The sequence below is a fragment of the Rhizobacter sp. P2_H2 genome (assembly GCF_056403375.1).
This window is the reverse complement of record NZ_JBFUFP010000803.1, coordinates 1-2,551: the sequence shown is the minus strand read 5'-3', so window position 1 is coordinate 2,551 and position 2,551 is coordinate 1. Positions and strand designations below refer to the sequence as shown.

At 65.5% G+C, this 2,551-nt stretch carries 4 protein-coding genes; 2 read left to right on the top strand and 2 right to left on the bottom strand.

Going from position 1 to position 2,551, the window contains the following annotated elements:
• Both AC1D15_RS26560 and AC1D15_RS26555 read left to right on the top strand, forming a co-directional pair.
• Nucleotides 1-997 (top strand): AAA family ATPase (locus tag AC1D15_RS26560; protein ID WP_477828355.1); only part of this gene is annotated, 997 nt, incomplete at its 5' end.
• Nucleotides 997-1,521 carry a hypothetical protein gene (locus AC1D15_RS26555; protein ID WP_477828354.1) on the top strand — a complete coding sequence of 175 codons (525 nt, stop codon included), beginning with the start codon at nt 997-999 and terminating at the stop codon, nt 1,519-1,521. The genes AC1D15_RS26560 and AC1D15_RS26555, both read left to right, overlap by 1 nt.
• 8 nt (nt 1,522-1,529) lie before the next feature.
• On the opposite strand, the gene AC1D15_RS26550 is transcribed toward AC1D15_RS26555, so the two are convergent.
• A complete protein-coding gene (locus tag AC1D15_RS26550; RefSeq protein ID WP_477828353.1) occupies nt 1,530-2,144 on the bottom strand; it encodes a hypothetical protein in 615 nt (204 codons plus the stop codon).
• The coding region (locus tag AC1D15_RS26545) for a hypothetical protein (RefSeq protein WP_477828352.1) at nt 2,141-2,551 on the bottom strand (411 nt) is incomplete at its 5' end. The genes AC1D15_RS26545 and AC1D15_RS26550, both read right to left, overlap by 4 nt.

Here is a 2,551-nt window from a genome sequence, read left to right as displayed (position 1 = left end):
CGTCTTCGCTGCCTGGTTCATGGCCCATTCCTTCCAGTCCAAGCCGGACGATCCGATCTCGCTCGAACCTCACTTCGCTCACGAATCGGAGCCCACGGAAATCGAGGTGGAAGCAGAGGACGTCGATGGTGCACTCTGGCGCTACGAGCTTCACGCCACCTCCCGGCGGGTGATCTTCGAGGCGCTGTATCGCAAGCAGACCCGCTTCAACTATGTGTTCACCCGCGAGCTGGATGCACAGGACGGCTACAAGGTCAGGCAACAGGGCTTCGGCATGCCGGCCGCAGAAGCTGCCAAGGTACGCCCGAATGCCTCCCTGGTCTCCACGGCACGCCAATATGGCGTGGAACTGGCTGAACATGTCGCCGGCTTCAATCTCATCACGAACATCGATGCACTGGGACGGAGGCTGTTCGACTCGGCCCAGCTGACATCGGCAGCCCGGGTCTTCGCTTCCGAGCAACGGCTCTACCTGCAGATGTCGTCGCTGGTCCAGGACTGGGACCTGGGCTTGGCCGACGTGGAGTTGCTCCGCTTCGAACAGACAGACCCGGTGGATGGAAGCAAGTCGGAGCAGTGGTTGCCGTTCGGCGTGCATGCCAAGCCCGATGGCCAGCTTCATCGATTGAATTTCCACCAGGAGTCGAGCGGCACGCAGGCGGCCTTCGTTCTCCTGTCACGCCTGCTTCCCTTGCTGAACACCGGTGGCGTTGCGTTGATCGATGAACTGGATGCCGACCTGCATCCGCACATGCTCGAGCCCTTGCTGTCTCTTTTCGCGAGCCCGGTGACGAACCCTCACCAGGCCCAGCTGCTCTTCAGCCTGCATGCCCCTCACGTGCTGACGATCCTGAGCAAGGCCCAGATGCTGTTCGTTGAAAAGCGCGATTGCGTCAGCCAGGCCTACCGCGGCGATTCCATCAAGGGCCTGCGCTCGGACGACAACCTCTACGCCAAGTACATGGCGGGCGCACTGGGCGCGGTTCCGCAGCTCTGATGGCCAAACGCAAGACGGGCTCGCGCCCGGTGGTTCGCACCGTTCGTCGAACAGCACTGTTGATGGGCGAAGGCGACGCGGAGGAGGTGCTGCTGCKCCACCTGCGCAGGCTCTACACCCAAGGCGGCCAGGGCTTCAGCGTCACCATCAAGAATGCCCATGGCAAGGGTGCAGGCCACGTGGTCGAGTGCGCGATCCGCGCCAGCGCCAATGCCGCCTACGATCTTTGCGCCGCCTTGCTGGACACGGATGAAGGATGGAGCGACGCGGTGCGCAAGAAGGCCAGGGCGAAATCGATCCAGGTCGTCGAGTCGGAGCCATGCTGCGAAGCTTGGTTGCTGGACATCGTGGGACGCGCCGCAGAACGCCGCAGCCCGGAACACAAGCGTGAGTTCGAGCGACTGCTCGGCTTGCCGGCCCATGATCCGACCGTCTACATCAGACATTTTCCGCGCGCCGTGCTGGATGCGGCACGCGCTCGCGTCCCGACCTTGGATCAACTGCTGACCGTGTTCGGCGTATAGCCGCTGCCTCACTTGAGCAGCGGCTCGCCCAGGCAGGCACGCAGCCGCGGGATGTCGACGCACGAGTGAGGCGGCGCCGTCTCGGCCTGCGCCGCCACCGCCTGCAGGCACGATGCGGCCCCGCGCGCCCGGCCGGCCAGGTCGGGATACTTGCGCCGGAATGCGCTGTCGCGCTGCGCCAGTGCGAGGCCGACTTCGTAGTGGTTCGCCAGGTCCATCGTCAGCTCGCGCGCGAACCGATGGCCAGCTTCGAGGCAGGTCGACCCATCGGGTGCGGGCTGCCCGGCGCGGCGCTCCTGGAACTGCACTGCCGATCGCCACCGGGCATCGCCGGCCAGCAGGTAGGCGTACGCGGTCGGGAAGTTGGGGTAGGCATTGAAGTAGGCCCGGTACGCGGCGTCGTAGTCCTGCTTGCGGTACGCGCGATCGCCCTCCACCGTCAATCGCTCGGCGGCGCGCCGGTCTTCGGCCGTGCGCTTGCCGCGATCCGCTTCGATGTTCGCCAGTGCACGTGCCGCTTCCGCGGAGATCGGCGGGCCGTCCGCAGAGACGACCAGCGGCATGCTCGCCGTGCCGGCCAGCGCCGCCGCACACAGCACCCAACGCCGCATCGAGGCCTTCATCGAGCCTTCTCCGGCGTGCCCCGGACGGTGAGCCGGGCCACGCTGAGCCCGTCCGGCCCGCGATGGCTGACCAGGGCTTCGTGAACGTCGTTCCAGCGATCCAGGTCGACCACGGTGACGCAGCCGTCCGAGACATTGCCGACGTGCACATAGCGGCTGTTGTCGCCGTACTTGATCGGGAACCAGACCTGGTCGTACTTGAGGTTCGGCGCCCCTTCGCGGTAGTAGCGCGTCATGTCCTTGTTGTGCGGCGCATCGGGCAGCAGCACGGTGTAGTCGCCGGCGGGCAGCGGGTAGAACCTGCCGCTCCAGTCGGAGTTCATCGTCACCTGGATCTTGATGCTGCCGACTTCCAGCGTGGCGAGTTGCTGCTGGAAGTTCTGCTTGCGCACCGGCGAGTACCAGTC

Excerpts from the sequence above, each read along its gene's own strand:
- AC1D15_RS26550 (WP_477828353.1), bottom strand. The coding sequence starts at position 2,144 with ATGAAGGCCTCGATGCGGCGTTGGGTGCTGTGTGCGGCGGCGCTGGCC.